Source organism: Amycolatopsis sp. NPDC051102, from assembly GCF_040682815.1.
Classification (GTDB): Bacteria; Actinomycetota; Actinomycetes; order Mycobacteriales; family Pseudonocardiaceae; genus Amycolatopsis.
Genome location: NZ_JBFBBT010000011.1, coordinates 266,690 through 286,860, shown reverse-complemented (window position 1 = coordinate 286,860; position 20,171 = coordinate 266,690). Strand labels below are relative to the sequence as shown.

Genomic DNA, 20,171 nt, shown 5'->3' with positions numbered 1-20,171 from the left:
GGAACCCCCATGCGTACGTTCCGCCGCCGACCCCGGTCGGACGACGGCTCCACGACGGTCGAGTACGCCATCGTCACCGTGGCTGTCGCGGCCTTCGCTGCCGTCCTCTACACCCTGCTCACCGGAGACTCGGTCGTCTCGTGGCTGACGAGCCTGGTCATGAAGGCGTTGTCGGTGCCGTCATGAGCCGCCGGGACGAAGGCTCGGTGACCGTCGAGGCAGCACTCGGCCTGGCCGGCCTGACGGTGGTGACCGTGCTGCTGATCGCGGGCCTCACGGCGCTGACAGGCCAGCTGCGCTGCACCGACGCGGCCCGCGAAGCCGCGCGCCTGCTGGCCAGAGGCCAACCCCACGAGGCCGCGGCGGCGGTCCACCAGATCGCCCCACCGGGCGCGGACCTGACGTTCGAGCACGTCGGCGACACCATCGCGGTGAAGGTGACGGCCCGCCCCGCGGGCGGCCTCCTCCCGGCGGTGCACCTGAACGGCACGGCCTACGCGGTGGCCGAGCCAGGCACGGAGACGGCGAATGCCCCGGGCTGACCGGCGGCCACCGGCACACGGACCCGACAGCGGAGTGGCCACGATCTGGACAGCGCTGTCAGTAACGGCACTGGCCGGAGTAGCGGTCCTGGCGTGCTGGCTGGCCGCGGCCGTCATCGCCCGCCACCGAGCCGAGTCGGCCGCCGACCTGGCAGCCCTCGCGGCGGCCTCCCACGCGGCGGAAGGCCCGACCGGAGCATGCGAACGCGCAAGGTGGGTGACGACCCAGATGGGAGTGACGCTCCTGACCTGCCGATGGCAGCAGCTGGACGCCCTGGTCGAGGTCGAGGCACCCAGTCCCGGGCTCGTCGGCCTGCCCCGCTTGTCCGCTCGTGCCCGCGCCGGCCCCGCAGGCTGACCGAGCTGTGGCCGCCCGGCCGCCGTCGCCGTTCGAGGTTCGTCGTGACCGGGGCGGCGCCCGGCGGCACCGGCGAGCGGACGCCGACCGGTCGGTATGCGGCGATGACCGGCTGATCCGCCGGGCCGGGCGATGAGCGGCCGATTGTCACGGGCAGCGGTCGTTGGTGCACGGCGAGCGGTCGAATCGGCTGCTCACCTGGGCCGAAGGGCGGCCTCCCGGCCGCTGACCGCGGCCGCGAAGGGCCGTCGGTCCTGGGCTTTTGCACGACGAACGGTCCGTGTGTGGTCGCCGTTTACCGTTCAGGCGCGCCCGGGGCTTCGGTCGGGCGGTATGGATCACTGGGCGTTCATCGCCCCGTAACCACCGGTTGTCGCGCGGGGGTTCCGGGCAATGTGCAACTTGCCGTTAAGTGAGATGTGCGACACCACGACCGGGTTCAGCGGGGTCGCGGCGAACCGGAACTTGAAGGCAGGAAAGACAATGTTGGACGCGAATTGGCCGGACAGCTGGCGCGGCGCCTTCCGCATCGAACTGCGGGCGGAGGCGATCGGCCTCGCTTGGCGCGGCTGGCCGGTGCTCCCGGGCGTCAACCCCGCTCCGCTCACCGACGGCGACGACCTCACCTGGCGCCGTCCCGTTCCGGCCAGCGCCGCCTGGCGTGAGCAGCTGGGCACCCACGCCCACGAGGTCGCCACCTGGTTCTCCGACCGCACGCACAGCCTGCTCGTCGCCACCGGCACCGTGCTCGACGCCATCGAGGTCGACGACGAACTCGGCAAGCGCGCCTGCCGGCTCCTCCGCGCCCTCGGCCACCCCGCGCCGATCATCGCGCTGCCGAACGGCCGCTGGCTGTTCCTCACCACCGTCGCCGACAGCATCCCGGCCGAGCTGGCCGAGCGTGCCGCCATCCAGTGGCACGGCAAGGACAGCTACATCCCGCTGCCGCCTTCGCCGTTCCAGCACGGTGTCGTGCACTGGCGCGTCAAGCCCGAGGTGTGCGGCTGGCAGCTGCCGGACGCCGCCGAGGTGCACGACGTCCTCGTGCGGGCCCTGGCCGGCGAGCGCGCCCCGCAGCTGGTCCAGACCAGCGCGGCCTGACCCACCCGAACCACCGCCGACGGCCGGTCCCAGCCCGGCCAGGGCGGAGCAGGACACAACTCCATGAACCACCAGGTGGCCGTCCTAGGCGCCGTGTTGACGCAACGCCCCGAGCACGGTGTCCAGAACAGCCACTGCCCCCGCCTTGTCCAGCGGATCGTTGCCGTTCCCGCACTTCGGCGACTGAACGCAGGACGGGCACCCCGTCGGGCACTCGCAGGAGACGATCGCCTCCCGCGTTGCGGCCAGCCACGGGACAATCGCGGCATAACCGCGTTCGGCAAATCCCGCACCCCCGGGATGCCCGTCATGCACGAACACCGTCGCCTCCCCGGTGTCTTCGTGCCACGCGGTACTCACCCCGCCGATGTCCCACCGGTCGCACGTAGCGAACAGCGGTAGCAGGCCGATCGCCGCGTGCTCGGCGGCATGCAGGGCACCGGGGACCCGTGCCGGAACCAATCCGGCACCCCCCGGTGTCCTGCCACCCTCGTGAGCGGGCCCCCGACCGCTCGCCAGGGACTCCTCCCCGGTCCCCACCGGCCCCGCAGCTTCGGTCCCCACCCGATGGCCCCCGGTCCCCGCCTCGCCATCACCCGAAACGCCGGAGCCGCCCGCAGCAGCGGAGCGGCTCGCGGCAGCAGCACGGGCCGAGCTCCCGGCCGCCGCCGAGGAGCTGGCCGCAGCCGAGGAACTGGCGACCGCAGTGAAGTGGCTCGCGGCTGCAGCCTCGGTCGAGTCGCCAGCCGTCGTTGCGGATTCGCCCGCGGCGCCGGCGTCCGCCGCGGAACCGAACGTGCCGTCGGAACCGAACGTGCCACCCGCAGCGTCAGCGCCGCCCGCAGCCGCAGAGCTGCTAGCAGCGGCGGAGCTGTCCGCACCTCCGGACTCGCTCGAACCACCAACATCCCGCGAACCGCCCCGTCGACCCCTCCCGGCATCGGCAGCCGGGCCGAGCAGCTCAGCGGACACCGTGTACCAGACCGCTCGCGTGTGCAGGCTCTGCTCCGGCAGGTCGAGCGGCGTGTGGTCCAGCACCTCTCCGGACGGCCGCCGCCGTAAATAGCCCACCACCTGCGACGTCACCGCCACCTCGCCGAGGCAGACGCTCACCCCGCCGTAGTTCTGCTTCTCCTGGGTGCTCAGCACCGAGATGTCCACGACCTCGCGCGGCGTCGTCGTCCAGTCCGGGTTCTCCGCGTGCACCAGGGCCAGCCCCGTTTCCAGGTCCAGCTCGTCGACGACGTACGACGACCCCTGGTGCAGGTACACCGCGCCCGGGTGCACCGCGAAGCAGGCCGAACCCGGGTCGACCGTGCCGAGCATCCTCCCCGAGTCCGACTCGACCACCGCGATCTGCTCGCCGCCCGTGCCGCGGATGCCGACTTCGGCGTGCGGCCGGTCCGGGGAAGTCCAGTACCAGCCGCTCGACCGGCGTCGCAGCAGCTTCTGCTCCGCCAGCTCGGCCAGCACCTCCTGGGCCGCCGCGCCGCCGAACACCTCCAGCTCGGGCACCGTCAGCGGCAGCTCGGCCACCGCGCACGCCAGCTGCGGCGCGAGCACGTACGGGTTCGTGGGATCCAGCACCGCCGTCTCGACGGGCCGGGAGAGCAGCGCCGCCGGGTGGTGCACCAGGTACGTGTCCAGCGGGTCGTCCCGGGCGACGAACACCACCAGCGCCGAGTCACCCGACCGGCCCGCCCGCCCGGCCTGCTGCCAGAACGACGCGAGCGTGCCCGGGTAGCCGGCCAGCACCACCGCGTCCAGGCCCGCGATGTCGACGCCGAGCTCCAGCGCGTTCGTCGTCGCGACCCCCAGCAGCCGCCCCGACAACAACGCCGCTTCGAGCGCGCGACGCTCCTCCGGCAGATAGCCGGACCGGTACGCCGCAACGGTTTCCGCCAGTGCTGGGTCCACTTCGGACAGTATGCGACGCGCGCCCAGCGCGGCCAGCTCCGCGCCTCGCCGCGACCGGATGAAGGCCAGTGACCGCGCGCCTTCCAGAACCAGGTCGGCGAGGATCCGCGACGCCTCCGCGCCGGCCGGCCGGCGGACCGGCGCGCCGTTCTCCCCGGTCAGCTCCTCCAGCAGCGGCGGCTCCCACAACGCCACCGTCCGGGCTCCGCGCGGCGACGCGTCCTCCGTCACCGCCACGCACGAGACGCCCGTCAGCCGCGAAGCGAACGAAGCCGGCGAAGCCGTCGTCGCCGAAGCGAGCACGAACACCGGCGAAGCGCCGTAGTGCTCCGCCACCCGCCGCAGCCGGCGAAGCAGCAACGCGACGTGCGAGCCGAAGACGCCGCGATAGCTGTGGCACTCGTCCACCACGACGTACTTCAGCCGCCGGAAGAACGTCGCCCACCGGCCGTGCGCCGAGAGGATCCCGCGGTGCAGCATGTCCGGGTTCGTGAACACCCAGTTGGCGTGCGCGCGCACCCAGTCGCGCTCCGCCATCGGCGTGTCACCGTCGAACGACGCCGCTCGCACTCCCGGCGCGTCCAAAGAGGACACGGACCGCAGCTGGTCCGCGCCCAGCGCCTTGGTCGGCGACAGGTACAGCGCGTTCGCCTTCTCGCCCGCGGCCAGCCGGGAGAGCACCGGCAGCTGGTACGCCAGCGACTTGCCCGACGCCGTCCCGGTCGAGATCACGACGTGCCGGCCCTCGTACGCGTGCGAAGCTGCCTCGGCCTGGTGAGCCCACGGAGCCGAAACGCCGCAGTCACGCAGCGCAGCGACAACCGCCGGATCCGCCCACGACGGCCACTCTGCGTAGCGCGCGGCGCGACCCGGCAAGTCCGCGACGTGCGTGACCGGATGCTCGCGCGACGGGATGCCGGCGGTCACCCGCCTCAGCAGCCGCTGCCCCCGTGATTCGTCCACCCGCCGAGCTTGGCACAGGGGTCCGACAGTTCCGCCCGTCCCCAGCTGCGCCAACGGATCGGCACCAGAGTGATCGTTCAAGTGAGGAGGCTCACAAGGTAACGGAATGTACCGTCCCCGGGACGGCGTGAAGGCGCTGGTTGCGGTACCAATACACTCCCGCAATCCACACCCCTCTGTGGTGAGCGTCATGTGAGACGTGCATTGCTGCCCGGCTAGCGTGTCGCTCGGTACAGGGTCCATGCCAGCGCCGGCCGTGTCGAACCCTCGGCTCGTCGACGTTGGCGATCGGCGACGTCTCCTGGAGGACGAATGTCACGGCAGTTCCTCGCGGAGGGCGGGTCCATCACGCTCTCCGGAGGTGGCTACACGATTGTCGGTGTAGTCGCCGTGGTCGCGCTTGCCGCACTCGTCATCGGCTACGTCCTGCTCAAGGAGGTGCTGGCCGCAGGCCAGGGCACCGCCAAGATGCAGGACATCGCCAAGGCGGTGCAGGAAGGCGCGGCTGCATACCTCAAGCGGCAACGGAACACCCTCGCCATTTTCGGCGTGATCGTGTTTCTCTTGCTCTTCGCACTTCCCGCCGACGACTGGAACGAGAAGATCGGCCGTTCGATCTTCTTCCTGGTCGGTGCGGCGTTCTCGTTCGCGATCGGTTACCTCGGCATGTGGCTGGCCACGCAGGCGAACCTGCGCGTGGCCGCCGCGTCGCGCGAGGAAGGCGGCCGCGAGATCGCGATGCGCGTGGCGTTCCGCACCGGTGGTGTGGTCGGCATGATCACCGTCGGTCTCGGCCTCTTCGGTGCCGCGGTCGTCGTGCTGGTCTACACCGGCCAGGCGCCCAAGGTGCTGGAGGGCTTCGGGTTCGGTGCCGCGCTGATCGCGATGTTCATGCGTGTCGGCGGCGGTATCTTCACCAAGGCCGCCGACGTCGGCGCGGACCTGGTCGGCAAGGTCGAGCAGGGCATCCCGGAGGACGACCCCCGCAACGCCGCGACCATCGCGGACAACGTGGGTGACAACGTCGGTGACTGTGCCGGCATGGCCGCCGACCTCTTCGAGTCCTACGCCGTCATGCTCGTCGCCGCCCTGATCCTCGGCAGCACCGCCTTCGGCGTGCACGGCCTGATCTTCCCGCTGATCGTGCCGGCCATCGGCGTGATCACCGCGGTGATCGGTGTCTACATCACGAAGGCGCGCGCGGGCGAAGGCGGCCTCGTCACGATCAACCGCTCGTTCTACATCTCCGCGGTCATCTCCGCCGTCCTGTCGGCGATCGCGGCGTTCGTGTACCTGCCGAGCAGCTTCTCCGACTTCGGCGCGGGCTACGAGAACGCGGGCAACCCGGCGGTCATCGCGACCATCGCGGTGATCATCGGCATCGTGCTCGCCGCGGTCATCCTGAAGCTGACCGGCTACTACACCGGCACCGAGTACAAGCCGGTCAAGGACGTCGCGCAGACGTCGGAGACCGGCGGCGCGACCGTCATCCTCTCCGGCATCTCGGTCGGCTTCGAGTCCGCGGTGTACACCGCGCTGGTGATCGGTGCGGCCGTGTTCGGCGCGTACCTGCTCGGCGGCGGTGTCGCGCTGTTCGCCGTGGCGCTGGCCGGTACCGGTCTGCTGACCACCGTCGGCGTCATCGTCGCGATGGACACCTTCGGCCCGGTCTCGGACAACGCGCAGGGCATCGCCGAGATGTCGGGCGACGTCGACGAGAAGGCCGCGCAGATCCTCACCGAGCTGGACGCGGTCGGCAACACGACCAAGGCCATCACCAAGGGCATCGCGATCGCCACGGCGGTCCTCGCCGCGACGGCGCTGTTCGGCTCCTACTCCGACGCGATCACGAAGACGCTGTCGGGCATGGGCACCGGTGTGGTCACCGGCATGGATGCGGCCAAGTCGTTCGTCAACCAGGTCGTCAGCCCGAACACGCTCGTCGGCGTGATCATCGGTGCGGCCGTGGTGTTCATGTTCTCGGGTCTCGCCGTCAACGCGGTTTCCCGCGCGGCCGGCGCGGTCGTCTACGAGGTCCGTCGCCAGTTCCGCGACATCCCGGGCATCATGGAAGGCACCACCCGCCCCGAGTACGGCAAGGTCGTCGACATCGTCACGCGCGACTCGCTGCGTGAGCTGACGACGCCGGGTCTGCTGGCGGTCTTCGCCCCGATCGCGGTCGGTTTCGGCTTGGGCACCGGCGCGCTCGCCGGCTACCTGGCCGGCGCGATCGCCTGCGGCACCCTGATGGCGATCTTCCTCGCCAACTCCGGTGGCGCGTGGGACAACGCGAAGAAGCTGGTCGAAGACGGCAACCACGGCGGCAAGGGTTCGGCCGCGCACGAGGCCACCATCATCGGTGACACCGTGGGTGACCCGTTCAAGGACACCGCCGGCCCGGCGATCAACCCGCTGATCAAGGTCATGAACCTGGTCTCCGTGCTGATCGCGCCGGCCGTCGTGCAGTTCTCGATCGGCCCGGACGAGAACACCGCGGTGCGCATCATCATCTCGCTGGTGGCGGTCGCCATCATCGTGGCGGCGATCGTGGTCTCGAAGCGGCGGGGGACGGTCCTTTCCGACACCCCGGCCGAGATCCAGGCCTGAGTTCCAGGGTGCCCCCGGGCCCGGCGCGCGGCGACGCGTGCCGGGCCCGGGGTTTGCCATCCCAGAAAGGCCCGGCGACTTGCGAAGCACTACCGAGTCGGTACCGTCGGGCCTGCCGGGGCGTCGTCGGGCGGGAGGTACGCGAGTGCGGCAGCGGTCGACCGTTTTCGCCGCTCTCACCACGATGATCGCCATCGGTCTCACCGGGTGCGGGCAGCCGGCCACGGAGCCGCCGCCGGACCCGGATCCACCGGTCACGACCGTCGTTCCCCACGCCGATCCCGCGGCGGACTGGGCGGCCGGTTACTGCGACGCCGTGACGCACCTGGTCCGCACCCTCGCGGAGCTGCCTGCCGTCGATCCGAGCACGCCGCAGAAGGCGTCCCGGACATCCAGCGATCTGCTTTCCTCCGTCGTCGGCGGGCTCGACCAGAGCCTGGCCGGGCTGAACGCGCTCGGCGCGCCGCCGGTGCCGTCGGCGGACGCCGGCCGCAAGGACGTCATCCGGCAGTTCGCCGAGATCCGCGCCCAGGCCGAGAACGCGCGTCAGCGCATCGAGACGGGCCGCGGCGACGCACCGGCGACGAAGGCGGCTCTGGGCGAGGCCAAGGCCGCGCTCGACCGCATCGACGCGCTCGACTACCTCAAGGGCCTCAAGGACGTCCCGGCTCTCGCGGCGGCGGGACAGCGCGCCCCGGCGTGCCGGCGGCTGGATCAACCGGCCGGCTGAAGATCCCCGCGAGACCTGCCGTCGATCGAACTTGTGTTCTAGTATAGCGCGGTGGATCGGACGATCTCGCTCTTCTCCGCCGAGGCCAGCGGGCCGGGCCTGGGCGACCTGGCCGGCCTGTTGTGCTGCCACGGCCAGATCACCGGCTTCGGGCGCACCGCCGCCCGGCTGTCGGTGGTCGTCGAAGAGCCGTGGCGGGCGCACGTCCTGGTGCGCGAGTTCCGCCGCCGCGGCGCGGACGCCCAGGTGTCGAAGGCCGACTGCGGCCGTCCACAGGTGCGCACGTCGTTCCGGGTCGACCTGCTGCCGCTGGCGCTGCGGTGGCTGCGTGAGGGCTGCGCGGGCCCGGCCGAGGACGACTCGGGCAAGGCGGTGCCGCCGGGGTTCCGGCTGAGCGGCGCAATGCTGCGGATGTGGGCGCTGGCCAGCGGCCGCCCCGGCACGCAGGGTTATCTGCTGGGCGTCGATCCGCTCGCCCCCGGCATGCACGAGCGGCTGGTCGAGGCGCTGACGCCGTTGGGCGTGGTGGCGAAGCTGACCGGCCCGAAGGCGGACGCGCCGGCGGTCAAGGTCACCGGGAAACGCCGGCTGGAGGCACTGCTGGAGCTGATCGGGGAGCCACCACCGGGCGCCGAAGCGGCGTGGCCGGGCGCGGCGGCGCCGCAACCGGTCCCGCACCCGGAGGCCGTGACGAGCACGGCCTGACCGGGTGCGAGCGCCGCGTCAGGGCCGGGGCAGCGTGCAGCCGGCCTGGGTGAGCGCGATTTCGTTGGCCGCGGTGAGGCAGGCCGGGATGCCGTAGGTCTCCTGGCCGTAGTTCGTCTTGTAGTGCACCGTGACGTTGCCGGCCTGGTCGACCTCGCACGGGTTGTTCTCCGTGCAGCGTTCGCCGTCTTCGTTGCCGGTGTTGTTCACGCCGACGACCTTGCCGCCGGAGACGATCGGCGAGCCGGAGGTGCCGCCGATGGTCTGGCAGGCGGAGGTGTAGCGGATCGAGTCCTTCCAGGTCCAGCTGCCCTCTTTCAGCCGGTAGACGAACCCGTCGATGTTGCAGGAGTAGATGCGCTTCCAGTAGCCGGAGACGACGTCGATCGCCGCGCCCGCCGCCGGGTGCGCGTTCGACAGCTCGAGCGGCGAGATCCCGTAGCTGGCCTTGATCTGCGCGTAGGTGGTGGTGAGCTGGTAGAGCGACACGTCGGTGTCGGTCATCGTGCCGTAGACGATCTTCTTGGCGCGCAGGGTGGCCTTGTTGCTGCCGCTGGCGGTGAGCAGCGTGAACGTCCGGCTGGAGGCGCGGTTGGTGATCACCTCGCCCGGCCCCGGGAAACCGGTTTCGAGGCAGTGCCCGTTGGACATCACGAGCGCGGGCGCGGTGTCGGGCGTCGCGGCCGGCTTGACCACCGACCCGGAGCAGTTGGACAGGGCCACGGTGCCGGCGAAGTTCGCCGCGGCCGCGTTCGCCGGAGTGCCACCCAGCAATACTGTGGCGGTCGCAGCGGTGAACAGGGCGCCGAGCAGGCGTCGGGTCATGGCAGGTCCTTTCGGCTGGACGGGGAAACCAGTGAAGCGGTCACATCCCTGCGCCCACCACCGTCGAACGGAGGGTATCCGGACGGTCACGCGCTAGGCTGCGCGGGACGTGGCCGAAATCACGTGGCAGGTACGTTGGGGAAACATCGCCGAGGTCAACGGCGATGCGCTGGGCACAGGACCGGCGGCGTGTTGGGCCACCTCCGCGCCGTCCGGGCCGGAACAGCGTGCACACTGGCAGGTCGAGACACGGGCCCTGGCAGGGACGTGGTGCAGTCCCGCGGCGGCGGGGCGAGATGAGCGGAGAGCAGGACAGCGTGGCAGGAGCACGGACCAAGAAGAACGGAGCCTCGGCGGACAACGGCGCCGGGCACCGGCGGCTGGTCATCGTCGAGTCGCCGACGAAGGCCCGCAAGATCGCGCCCTACCTCGGCGGCGGTTACGTCGTCGAGTCCTCCGTCGGGCACATCCGCGACCTGCCGCGCGGTGCCGCCGACGTGCCCGCCCAGTACAAGGGCGAGGCGTGGGCGCGGCTCGGCGTCGACGTCGACAACGGCTTCAAGGCCCTCTACGTGGTCACCCCGGACAAGAAGTCCAAGGTCACCGAGCTGAAGAGCCTGTTGAAGGACGTCGACGAGCTCTACCTCGCCACGGACCCCGACCGCGAGGGCGAGGCCATCGCGTGGCACCTCCTCGAGACGCTGAAGCCGAAGGTCCCGGTCCGCCGGATGGTCTTCCACGAGGTCACCGAGCAGGCCATCCGCGCGGCCGCCGACTCGACGCGTGAGCTGGACGCCGACCTCGTCGACGCGCAGGAGACCCGCCGCATCCTCGACCGCCTCTACGGCTACGAGGTCTCGCCGGTGCTGTGGAAGAAGGTCATGCCGAAGCTCTCGGCGGGCCGCGTGCAGTCGGTGGCGACCCGGATCGTGGTCGAGCGGGAGCGCGAGCGGATGCGCTTCACCTCGGCGTCGTACTGGGACATCTCGGCGACCATGGACGCCGGCGAGGAAGCTTCGCCGCGGAACTTTCCTGCGCGGCTCGTCGCCGTCGACGGCGCCCGCCTGGCCACCGGCCGCGACTTCGGTTCGGACGGGCAGCTCAAGTCCTCGAACAACGAGATCCGCGTACTGGCCGAGGCCGACGCGCGGCGCTTGGCCGACGCGCTGAAGCAGCGTGACTTCAAGGTCGCGAGCGTCGAAGAGAAGCCGTACACGCGCAAGCCGTACGCGCCCTTCATGACCTCGACGCTGCAGCAGGAGGCGGGCCGCAAGATGCGCTTCACCTCGGAGCGCACCATGCGGATCGCGCAGAAGCTGTACGAAAACGGCTACATCACTTATATGCGTACCGACTCCACGACGCTGTCGGAGTCGGCGATCTCGGCCGCGCGCAGCCAGGCCACGCAGCTGTACGGCAAGGAGTACGTTTCGCCGTCGCCGCGCCAGTACACGCGCAAGGTCAAGAACGCGCAGGAGGCCCACGAGGCGATCCGGCCGTCGGGCGAGGTCTTCCGCACGCCGGGCCAGGTCGCGGGCGAGCTGGACACCGACGAGTTCCGGCTCTACGAGATGATCTGGCAGCGCACGATCGCGTCGCAGATGGCGGACGCCAAGGGCACGACGATGTCCGTGCGGATCGTCGGCAACGCGACTTCGGGCGAGGAGTGCACCTTCGCCGCTTCGGGCCGCACGATCACCTTCGCGGGCTTCCTGAAGGCGTACGTCGAAGCGGTCGACACCGAGACCGGTGGCGAGGCCGACGACAAGCAGAGCCGCCTGCCGGTACTGGAGAAGGACCAGGCGCTGACCGCGGCCGAGCTGAGCCCGGACGGCCACACCACGTCGCCGCCGGCCCGGTACTCCGAGCCGAGCCTGGTCAGCAAGCTGGAAGAGCTGGGCATCGGCCGCCCGTCGACGTACGCGTCGATCATCAAGACCATCCAGGACCGCGGGTACGTCTGGAAGAAGGGCTCCGCGCTCGTTCCGTCGTGGGTCGCGTTCGCCGTGATCGGCCTGATGGAACGGCACTTCGAGCGGCTCGTCGACTACGACTTCACCGCCGGCATGGAGGACGAGCTCGACCGCATCGCGGCCGGTGACGAGCAGCGCGCGCAGTGGCTGTCGAAGTTCTACTTCGGCGGCGACATGGGCGTCGACGGCTCGATCGGCCGCCTGGGCGGGCTGAAGAAGCTGGTCGAGGGCAGCGTCGAGGACATCGACGCGCGCGAGATCAACTCGATCCCGCTGTTCAGCGACGAGAACGGGCACACCGTCGTGGTCCGCGTCGGCCGCTACGGGCCGTACCTGGAGCGCGAGGTCGACGGGAATTCGCAACGCGCGAACCTGCCGGAGGACCTGCCGCCGGACGAGCTCACGCAGGAGATCGCGGAGAAGCTGTTCGCGACCCCGCAGGAGGGCCGCACACTGGGCACCGACCCGGTCAGCGGGCACGAGATCGTCGCGAAGGAAGGCCGCTTCGGGCCGTACGTGACCGAAGTGCTGCCCGAGATCGAGATCCCCGAGGACGCCACCGCCGCGCAGAAGAAGGCCGCGAAGGCGAAGGCGCCGAAGCCGCGTACGGGCTCGCTGTTCAAGTCGATGGACATCGAGACGATCACGCTGGATGACGCGTTGAAGCTGCTCTCGCTGCCGCGCGTGGTCGGCAAGGACCCGGAGTCCGGCGACGAGATCACCGCGCAGAACGGGCGCTACGGGCCGTACCTGAAGAAGGGCACGGACTCGCGTTCGCTCTCGACCGAGGACCAGCTCTTCTCGATCACCCTCGAAGAAGCCCTGAAGATTTACTCGGAGCCGAAGCAGCGAGGCCGGTCCGCGACGGCGAAGCCGCCGCTCAAGGAGCTCGGCGAGGACCCGGTGTCGAAGAAGCCGATGGTGGTCAAGGACGGCCGGTTCGGCCCGTACGTGACCGACGGCGAGTACAACGCGACGCTGCGGAAGGGCGACGAGATCGAGTCGCTGACCGCGGAACGGGCGTCCGAGCTGCTGGCGGAGAAGCGGGCCAAGGGCCCGGCGCCGAAGCGGAAGGCGCCGGCGCGCAAGCCGGCTTCCACGACGGCGAAGACGGTCAAGGCGGGCACGACCAAGAAGGCGGCCGCCGCGAAGACGACCACGGCCAAGCGCTCCGGCTCGACGGCGACGAAGGCCAAGTAGGTCCACGTTTCGAAGGCCTCCCCGCCGGCTGGTGGGGAAGCCTTCGTCGTGACACCTTCGAGTGACACCTCGAACGGATGTTCGGGAAATTGTCGGTGGTCCCGGGTTCCATGAACGCGTGACCAAAACACCACGCACCGTGCACACGGTGACCACCAAGATCCTGAAGCCGGTCCGGGCGGCGGCCGCCGGCAGTTCCACCGCCCTGGACCTGATGGAGTCGCTGCCCGGCTTCGCCGGCAGCGGCGGCGTCTGCGGCGTGGCCGTCGCCATGTCCGGCGAGTCGTGGACTTCGGCGTTCTTCGACGACCGGATCACCTTCGGCATCGCCGGGGAAGGCATGCGCCTGTTCGGGGCTTCGCCGGGCTCGGTCGCGGAGCTGCTGCGCCCGGCGCTGGCTCGCCTGGAGCCGCTCTCGCCGGCGCCCGGCGAAGGCCTGTACCTCGACGCCGACGAGCGCGGGGTGCTCGAGCCGGAGCAGGAGTGTCTGGTCCTCGACCTGATGGACGACCTGCGGCGGCCCCGGCTCGGCACGGTCCAGGTCGACGTCGCCCGTGACGGCGAGCCGCGGCGGTGGGAGCTGCTGGCGTTCGTCGACGACGATCGCGGCCGTCACCTGGCGGCCCTGAGCAGACCCCGGGGCGGCCACCGCCGGTTCTGGTGGCTGCCCGGGACCGTGGAGCGGCTCGCGGAGTTCGTCGAGGGGCGGGTGCCGGACCATGGCTGAGCCGCTCGCCGACCGCTCACCGAACGATCTCACCCGCTCGAACATATGTGCGAGAAATTGTCGGTGCCAGGGTGTTCAATCTAGGGGTGAGCAACACAGTCGCCGTCTTCGACGTCATCGACGAGGTCATCGCCCCGCTGTCGGCCGAGGTGCCGGAGCGGCCCTCGGTGATGGAGTTCTACGACCCGGAGTTCGAGATCCCGCCGGTGCTGGCGGACACCGGACCCCTGCCGGGCCGGCGCTTCTCGCCGCCCGCGCGGAGCCTCGCGGACGAGGTGGAGCAGTACACGCGGTTCGTCGCCGGGATGGCCGCGATCGGCCTCGCGCCGGGTGGCGAGGTCACCGCGGAAGCCGTCGGGCTGTACCGGGCGCTGCGCGGCGGCTTCATCCGCGGCGTCGTCACCGGGGTCTTCCCGGCCAGGGCCAAGCCGTGGGAGGTGCGGTTCTTCGGCGACGAGGACTACACCACGGTCCTGCACAAGCTGGGCAACCGCGCGCGGCTGCGGTCGGGCTTCCTCAGCGAGCTGCCGGGCTGGGTGTTCGACGGCCTGCCCGACCGGCCGCCGGGCCCGGGCGAGCACCTGCGCATCGAAACGGACGAGCGCGGGCTGATCCCGCGCCGGTGCGAGCGGGCGGTGGAGCTGATCCGGGAGTGCGCGGCCCGGCCGCGGCTGGGCACGGTGCTGGTCGACCTCGCGGTGCGCAACGCGATCCTGGCCGAGTACCCGCACGGCGCGTTCGGGCTGGTGGACAACGACCTGGGCCGGTACCAGTTCAGCGCCGCGGTGGCCCGGAACGGGCGCTGGACGGTGACGTGGGGTCCGGCGTCGCGGACAACGGCCGAGCAGTGGATCGTCGAGGCGGTGCAGAGCCATGCGTGAGGAGGTGGCGGTGCGGACGACCGCCGGGGAGGGCGTGGACCGGGTGGTCGCGGCGGCGCCGAGAGACCTGACGGTGCGCGAGGCGATCCTCGAGGCCGCCGAGCTCAACAACGGCGTCCCGGAGCAGCGGCAGCCGGCAGCGGATCCGGGCGAGAGGCGGCGGCATGGCTGAACGCGGCATGGCTGAACGCACGGCGGCGCGAGAGCTGCTCGAGCTGGCGGCCGGCCCGGTGCTGGCGGCGATGCCGGACCGCGAGCCGGTCGACCGGCTGTACAACCCGGACGTCAGCGACGACGACATCCTGGTGCACGGCCCGGTGTCGGACGATCCGGCGGACCTGGTGGCGGAGGTCGAGCGCCACGTGGCGTGGGCCGCGTGGATCGACGGCACACCGTTCGGCGAGGCAGGCGAGCTCAACGAGCTCGGCTTCGAGGTGGTGTCGCTGATGCTGCGCGGTTCGGTCCGGGCGGCGCTGTGCGGGGTGTTCGACGAAGGACCGGAGATGGCGGACATCCGGTGCTACGCCGACGGCGAGCGAGCGTTCATGATGGGCTCCCTCCCCGGCCGCACGGCGATCCACCTCGCCGACTTCGACGAGCTGCCGGAGATGCTGGTGGCGGAGCTGCCGGAGGTCCCGTTCGGCGAGTCTCCGCGCGCGATCTGGGTCTCGGTGGACGACGACGGCCTGGTCCACGACGGCCAGGACGACGACGTGGGCGCGATGCGCGAGCTCCTGGCCCGCCCGAGATCGGGCACGGCGGTCCTGGACATGCTGGCCTTCGGCGGCCTGTGCGCGGAGTTCCCGGACCACGGATTCGTCCTGGTGGACACGGACCTGGGCCGCTTCGCCCTGGCGGCCCTGGACCGCGGCGACGGCCGCCGCCAGCTGGTCCTCAGCCCGTTCAGCCGCGGCATGCTCCGCGACTGGTGCCGCAAGATGATCGACCTCGGACAGGAGGAGATGCCCTGAGCAGAAGGCGGCGGGGGTGAGCGGAGGGGGCGGGAGGGAGGGGAGGGGGGAGGGGGAGGGCCCGGCGGGGATGTGCGCGGCTGGCCCGGCTCGGTTAAGCCCGGCGCGACCGGCTCCCGCCGCTGCCCACAGTGGCGGCCGGCGCACCGGCGCCGACCCGGGCAACCCAAGCTCGCGCCGCCGCCGCCCAAGCGGCCACCGGCTCCGCCGCAACTCCCCCGGGGACCCCGGCCGAACCCCACCCGCATCCCTCCAGCCAGCCCCATGCGCAAGCCGAGCGCGACCCGTCAACTGGCCACCCGCGGCCAGCGCCTGGCCACCCACCATCCACCGCCACTGTGATCGGTCTCACTACGATCCGTCACCATTGGCGGTCGACCGGGCCACCGGCGGACTGGACACTGCAGGGGGTTCGGGCGTGCGCTTGCGCTGCGTGACGGACCCTCCACTGGAGACAGAGCCATTGGGCGGATGCGTTATCCGCCAGCGTCGCTACCCTGGAAAGGCGAGGACATTCAGTAGTGAGGTGGTCACCATGAGCGCGAACGGTGAGGCTCCCTTCTTCAATGCCCCCGAGCTCACTCAGCGCGACGGCACTCTGTCCGAAGCACCTGCCGAGATGTTCGCGGATCCGGTCTCCGGGCTGGTCACGGCGGCTCCCGAGCCGCGCGCCGCGGTGGCGAATGGCCACGAGGCCGCCGCCGTTCCGGTGGCGGGGCCGGTGCAGCCCGACGAAGAAGCCGTGCGGCGGATGGTCGAGGAAACGCTTCGCGAAGACAGGGACGCCGGTGTGAAAACCCCGGCGGCGATCCCGCCGGCGGGCACCCTCGGTGAACCCGGCGCGCCGCCGATGGGGTTGCTGCCCCGGCAGCGCAACCGGCAGCGCAGCACCTGGCCGTCCCGGCCGCCGCAGATCATGCGGCCCGTGCGGCAGGATCCGCTGGCCGAGGACGATGTCGATGACGTCGATGTCGTGCCCGTCAAGCGGCGGAGGCTGCCGCGGGTGCCGTCGGTCACGATGCCGGCCTTCAACCGGCCGTCGTCGAGTGCGGCAGGTGTCATGCTCGCCGTCGCGTTGCTGATCGTGTTCGGTTTCGTCGCCATCGAGATGGTGTCCAGCCTGGTCAGCAGTGTGACGGGGCTGTTCGACTAGCGTCCCTCCGCTGGTCACCACCTGCCCCGCACCACGGGGGCGTGCCGCGCGCCAGGGCCCGATCGGGCTACCCTGACTTCACGGTCGGGCTCTCGCGCGAGGGCGTCCGGGACCGCGGTGACTAGTGGGGTGGGGCGTATCAGCGAGGGCGTGCGATCGGTACCCGGGGCCGGCCCGGGTGCGTCGTCGGGCGCCGAGGCGTCCACGATCAACCGGGTCCGGCGGGTACTGGCGATCAAACCTTTCCGGCGGCTCTGGGGCGTCACGTACCTGTGCAGCGTGGCCGACTGGCTGAACATCCTGGCCCTCACCGGCCTGGCCACGAAGCTGACGGACAACTACTTCGCGCAGAACTTCGCCTTCGTCGGCGTCGTGCTGACCGGCCTGGCGCCGGGGCTGCTGTTCGCGCCCGTGGGCGGGCTGCTCGCGGACCGGTTCGACCGCCGCAAGGTCATGGTCGTCTCCGACCTGCTGCGCTGTGGTTTCCTGCTGTCCATCGCCTTCGTCAGCGCGCCGTGGTGGTTGCTCGTCGGCAACTTCCTCGTCGGCAGCGCGGCGAGCATGTGGATCCCGTCGAAAGAGGCGGCGGTCCCGAACCTGCTCCGCCGGCCCGACCAGGTCGAGACGGCCAACCAGCTCGGCATGGTGATGACCTACGGCCTCGCCGTCGTCACCGCGGCCGGCGCGAACGCGATCCTCACCGGCATCAACACGAACTTCCTCCACGTCCCCGGCGAAGACACCAGCCTCCGCATCGCGAAGCTGGTCGTCGTCATCACCGCCCTGCTCTACCTGGCCAGCGCGATCCTCATCGCCACCCGGATTCCCGAGCTTTCACTGCGCAACGTCCACGCGCTGCCGGAGCAGAAGGTCAAGCAGGCCGACGAGGAAAAGCTCGGCATCGGCACGATGATCGCCGACGGCTTCCGGTTCATCCGCACCACGCCGCTCGTGCGCGGGCTGCTGGTCGGGGCGTTCGGCGCGTTCGCCGCCGGCGGCGCCGTGATCGGCTCGGCCAAGCCGTACTCCTCCAGCCTCGGGGCCGGTGACTCGGCGTTCAGCCTCCTCGTGCTGGCCGTCTTCGTCGGCCTCGCCGCCGGGATGGCGTTCGCGCCCAAGCTCTCCCGGCGGCTCCCGCACGACCGGCTGTTCGGCGTCTCCATCATCGCGGCCGGGCTCTCGCTCGCGTTGGTGGCGCTCTCGCCTCACCTGTCGGTCTCGCTCGTCACCGTCGTCCTGGTCGGATTCTGGGCGGGGACGGCGTTCCTCACCGGTGTCACGATCATCGGCTCGCGGGTCGAGGACGCCATCCGCGGCCGGATCAACGCGATCTACCAGCTGATGATGAAGCTCGTGCTGTTCGGCACCACGGTCACCGTCCCGGTGCTGGTCGGTGTCCTGGGGACGCGCACCTTCAACGTCTGGGGGGGCAAGGTCTCGGTCGACGGCACCCGGCCGATCATGTTCGCCGGTGCCGTGATCGCGCTGGTCGCCGGGCTCTTCGCCTACCGGCAGATGGACGACAAGCGCACCGAGCCGATCCTCTCCGACCTGCGCAACGCGCTGCGCCGCACGCCGCGGCGCGTCAACGGCTTCCTCATCGCCGTCGAGGGCACCACCGCGATCAACACCGCGATCCAGGCCGTCAACCTCGCCGACTGGCTGCGCGGCGGCACCCGGCCGGTCGTCGTCGCCGCCGACCCGGCGCTCGACGACCACCGGCTCGCCGCGCTCGTCTCCGGCGCCTCGCTCACCGGGGCGCGGGCCCAGGCGCTGGCCGCCGCCGCGGTGCGGGCCGACATCGTGGAGCGGCACGTCCAGCCGGCGCTCGACGCCGGTTCGGTGGTCGTCATGGAGCGGTTCGTCGACTCGCCGCTGGCGCACCTGTCCGCCGTCGCCGGGCTCGACAGCGACGAGCTCGAAGGCCTCGCCGACTGGGCGACCGGCCGGCTGCGCCCGGACCTGACCGTCCTGCTGGACGCCGCCCCGAGCGGCGCGCCGCGCGACAAGTCGTCCGCGATGAACGACCAGTGGCGCGTCCAGCACCTGCTCACCGAGATGGCCGCGGCCGACCCGGATCGCTACGTCGTGATCGACGCCGACGGCACCGACGTCGAGGTCGCTGAGCGCATCCGCACCGCGCTGCGCGCCGTGTTCGTCGGCCGCCTGGCCGCGCTGGCGCCGACGACGGAGAAGCCGGTCACGCTGCCGATGGAGACCCTGCCCGTCGAGACCCCGGAAGAGCCTCGCGTGGAGGCGAAGTGACGACGATCGAACGCATCGGCGTCTGGAACCAGCTGGTCGGCCAAGAGCCCGCAGTCGAGACGCTGAGCGCGGCCGCGTCGGCCGCCGCCAAGATCGTCGCGGGCGAGCCCGCGCCGCCGGGCGCGATGACGCACGCCTGGCTGCTCACCGGCCCGCCCGGCTCGGGCCGCTCGGTGGCCGCCCGGACCTTCGCCGCGGCCCTGCAGTGCAGCACCGGCACGGGCTGCGACGCCTGCCCCGGCTGCCACACGACGATGGCGGGCACGCACGCCGACGTCCGGCTGGTGGTCCCGGAAGGACTGTCCATTTCGGTCGCCGAGATGCGCGCGCTGGTGCAGGCCGCCGCGCGCCGCCCGACGACCGGCAACTGGCAGGTCGTGATCATCGAGGACGCCGACCGGCTCACCGAAGGCGCGTCGAACGCCCTGCTGAAGGCCGTCGAAGAGCCGCCGGACCGCACGGTGTTCCTGCTCTGCGCGCCCTCGGACCACCCCGAGGACGTCTCGGTGACGATCCGCTCGCGCTGCCGCCTGGTGTCGCTGCGGACGCCGCCCCCGGAGGCGATTGCCGACGTGCTCATGCGCCGCGACGGCGTCGACGCCGAACGCGCGCAGTGGGCCGCTTCGGTGTGCGGCGGCCACGTCGGCCGCGCACGCCGCCTCGCCACCGACGAGGCCGCGCGGCAGCGCCGGGCCACCGTGCTGCGGATCCCGCTCGGCCTCCGCCGGATGGGCGACGTCTTCACGTGCGCTGACCAGCTGATCAGCGCGGCCGAGGCGGACGCGGGCGAGGCCAGCAAGGCCCGCGACGAGGACGAGCGCAACGAGCTGCGGACCGCGATGGGCGGCGACGGCATCGGCAAGGGCGTGGCGGGCGCCAAGCGCGCCGCCGAAGCCGCGGTCAAGCAGCTTGAGAAGAAGCAGAAGTCCCGCGCGACACGCACCCAGCGCGACACGCTCGACCTGGCCCTGGTCGACCTCGCGGCCTTCTACCGCGACGTCCTGGTGACGACGACGCGCTCCGGCGCGACGCTCAACCACCCGGACCACGCCGACCAGATCCACGAGGCGGCCTCGTCGTGGACGCCGGAGTCGACGCTCCGCCGGCTTGAAGCGGTGCTGGAATGCCGCGAAGCGATCGAGCTGAACGTGAAGCCCCGCATCGCCGTCGAGGCGATGGTCATGACGCTTCGCCAAGGCTGAACCGCCGAACGCAAAGGAACCCGCCAGGCGCACCTGACGGGTTCCTTCACA

17 protein-coding genes are annotated in these 20,171 nt (G+C 71.4%); 15 read left to right on the top strand and 2 right to left on the bottom strand.

Going from position 1 to position 20,171, the window contains the following annotated elements:
• Positions 1-9 precede the first annotated feature (9 nt).
• The 4 genes from AB0M93_RS29255 (at position 10) to AB0M93_RS29240 (ending at position 2,001) form a co-directional block, all read left to right on the top strand.
• A complete protein-coding gene (locus AB0M93_RS29255; protein WP_364278755.1) occupies positions 10-186 on the top strand; it encodes a DUF4244 domain-containing protein in 177 nt (58 codons plus the stop codon).
• A gap of 20 nt (positions 187-206) precedes the next feature.
• A complete protein-coding gene (locus AB0M93_RS29250; protein ID WP_364278900.1) occupies positions 207-542 on the top strand; it encodes a TadE family type IV pilus minor pilin in 336 nt (111 codons plus the stop codon).
• Entirely contained in the window at positions 529-900 is a 372-nt protein-coding gene (locus AB0M93_RS29245) for an Rv3654c family TadE-like protein (RefSeq protein ID WP_364278752.1), read from the top strand. Before AB0M93_RS29250 ends, AB0M93_RS29245 begins: the two co-directional genes overlap by 14 nt.
• A gap of 483 nt (positions 901-1,383) precedes the next feature.
• Positions 1,384-2,001 carry a bifunctional DNA primase/polymerase gene (locus AB0M93_RS29240; RefSeq protein WP_364278749.1) on the top strand — a complete coding sequence of 206 codons (618 nt, stop codon included), beginning with the start codon at positions 1,384-1,386 and terminating at the stop codon, positions 1,999-2,001.
• 84 nt (positions 2,002-2,085) lie between these two features.
• On the opposite strand, the gene AB0M93_RS29235 is transcribed toward AB0M93_RS29240, so the two are convergent.
• Complete coding sequence (locus tag AB0M93_RS29235) at positions 2,086-4,845, bottom strand: DEAD/DEAH box helicase (protein WP_364278897.1); 2,760 nt, start codon at positions 4,843-4,845, stop codon at positions 2,086-2,088.
• A gap of 348 nt (positions 4,846-5,193) precedes the next feature.
• Between AB0M93_RS29235 and AB0M93_RS29230 the strand changes: the two genes are divergently transcribed.
• The 3 genes from AB0M93_RS29230 (at position 5,194) to AB0M93_RS29220 (ending at position 8,923) form a co-directional block, all read left to right on the top strand.
• A complete protein-coding gene (locus AB0M93_RS29230) occupies positions 5,194-7,488 on the top strand; it encodes a sodium-translocating pyrophosphatase (protein WP_364278746.1) in 2,295 nt (764 codons plus the stop codon).
• A 145-nt stretch (positions 7,489-7,633) separates the two neighbouring features.
• Entirely contained in the window at positions 7,634-8,218 is a 585-nt protein-coding gene (locus AB0M93_RS29225) for a hypothetical protein (RefSeq protein WP_364278743.1), read from the top strand.
• Positions 8,219-8,269: 51 nt separating this feature from the next.
• On the top strand, positions 8,270-8,923 hold the full coding sequence (locus tag AB0M93_RS29220) for a hypothetical protein (RefSeq protein WP_364278740.1): 654 nt from the start codon (positions 8,270-8,272) through the stop codon (positions 8,921-8,923).
• Positions 8,924-8,941: 18 nt separating this feature from the next.
• Here AB0M93_RS29220 and AB0M93_RS29215 read toward each other — a convergent pair whose 3' ends face one another.
• Complete coding sequence (locus AB0M93_RS29215) at positions 8,942-9,748, bottom strand: serine protease (RefSeq protein ID WP_364278737.1); 807 nt, start codon at positions 9,746-9,748, stop codon at positions 8,942-8,944.
• A gap of 296 nt (positions 9,749-10,044) precedes the next feature.
• On the opposite strand from AB0M93_RS29215, the gene topA reads away from it, so the two are divergent.
• From topA to AB0M93_RS29175, 8 genes are all read left to right on the top strand, one after another.
• Positions 10,045-12,921 carry a type I DNA topoisomerase gene (gene topA / locus AB0M93_RS29210; protein ID WP_364278734.1) on the top strand — a complete coding sequence of 959 codons (2,877 nt, stop codon included), beginning with the start codon at positions 10,045-10,047 and terminating at the stop codon, positions 12,919-12,921.
• A 148-nt stretch (positions 12,922-13,069) separates the two neighbouring features.
• Positions 13,070-13,648 (top strand): hypothetical protein, encoded by a 579-nt coding sequence (locus AB0M93_RS29205; protein ID WP_364278731.1) that lies wholly within the window; start codon positions 13,070-13,072, stop codon positions 13,646-13,648.
• A gap of 86 nt (positions 13,649-13,734) precedes the next feature.
• Positions 13,735-14,529, top strand: a complete 795-nt coding sequence (locus AB0M93_RS29200) for an ESX secretion-associated protein EspG (protein ID WP_364278728.1) — start codon at positions 13,735-13,737, stop codon at positions 14,527-14,529.
• A complete protein-coding gene (locus AB0M93_RS29195; protein WP_364278725.1) occupies positions 14,522-14,701 on the top strand; it encodes a hypothetical protein in 180 nt (59 codons plus the stop codon). The genes AB0M93_RS29200 and AB0M93_RS29195 overlap by 8 nt, the downstream gene beginning before the upstream one ends.
• Positions 14,694-15,500, top strand: a complete 807-nt coding sequence (locus AB0M93_RS29190) for a hypothetical protein (protein WP_364278722.1) — start codon at positions 14,694-14,696, stop codon at positions 15,498-15,500. Before AB0M93_RS29195 ends, AB0M93_RS29190 begins: the two co-directional genes overlap by 8 nt.
• A gap of 535 nt (positions 15,501-16,035) precedes the next feature.
• Positions 16,036-16,653 (top strand): hypothetical protein, encoded by a 618-nt coding sequence (locus AB0M93_RS29185; protein ID WP_364278895.1) that lies wholly within the window; start codon positions 16,036-16,038, stop codon positions 16,651-16,653.
• 150 nt (positions 16,654-16,803) lie between these two features.
• Entirely contained in the window at positions 16,804-18,918 is a 2,115-nt protein-coding gene (locus tag AB0M93_RS29180; protein ID WP_364278719.1) for a dTMP kinase, read from the top strand.
• A complete protein-coding gene (locus AB0M93_RS29175; RefSeq protein WP_364278716.1) occupies positions 18,915-20,120 on the top strand; it encodes a DNA polymerase III subunit delta' in 1,206 nt (401 codons plus the stop codon). Before AB0M93_RS29180 ends, AB0M93_RS29175 begins: the two co-directional genes overlap by 4 nt.
• Positions 20,121-20,171: the final 51 nt, after the last annotated feature.